Raw genomic sequence first — 728 nt, forward strand, 5'->3', positions numbered from 1 at the left:
CACGTTGTGGCTAGGCTCTTGAGGGTCCAATTTGATGAACAGCGCCAATAGGCCCATTGCCGCCATACCCCAGAACACCAGCGCCCCCCAGTGCTCGTAACCCCAACCACTGAGCACCGTCATCAGCGCGATAAATGCGCCAAGCGGAATTGCATTGTATAGCGCTTGCAGCGCCACCATTTTGTGCTCTTCAGAGTTTTGGATGTATTGAATGGCCGCAATGTGCGCCGTCGCGAATGTCACACCGTGCAGAAGTTGCACGATAACCAACGCAACGATAGACGTTGTTGCAGCGGTCATTCCCCAACGCATCATCACACCACAAGCTGCAACAATAAACAGCGTGCGCAGAGCCCAGCCAGCAAACAGACGCTTACTCAATGCAAACACAGCCACTTCTGCCGCAACGCCCAGACTCCACAAGTAGCCGATCACGTCTTCTGAGTGACCCGCCGCTTTCCAGTGAATGGCACTAAAGCCGTAGTACGCCGCATGGCTACCTTGGATAAGCGACACCAAAACCAAGAACTTCACCACTGATTTATCGGTAAGCAGTGTAGATAATTTCGGACGTTCAGCATGCTGGTCACCGCGAGTGACAGGCATTGGATTGATGCTGCGCATCGCGAAAAGCAATGAAAAGAACACCCCCACCATCGCGGTGTACAGAATCATATCCGAGCCAAATTCTGCGACAAGGAAACCCACCACCGTTGAACCCGCAATGA

General features: G+C 53.0%; 1 protein-coding gene. It reads right to left on the reverse strand.

Annotation, left to right across the window (positions count from 1 at the left end):
- On the reverse strand, positions 1–728 hold a 728-nt coding region (locus R7Z77_RS25420; protein WP_318137056.1), incomplete at both ends, for a 3-phenylpropionate MFS transporter.

The organism is Vibrio sp. 1401 (genome assembly GCF_033340295.1).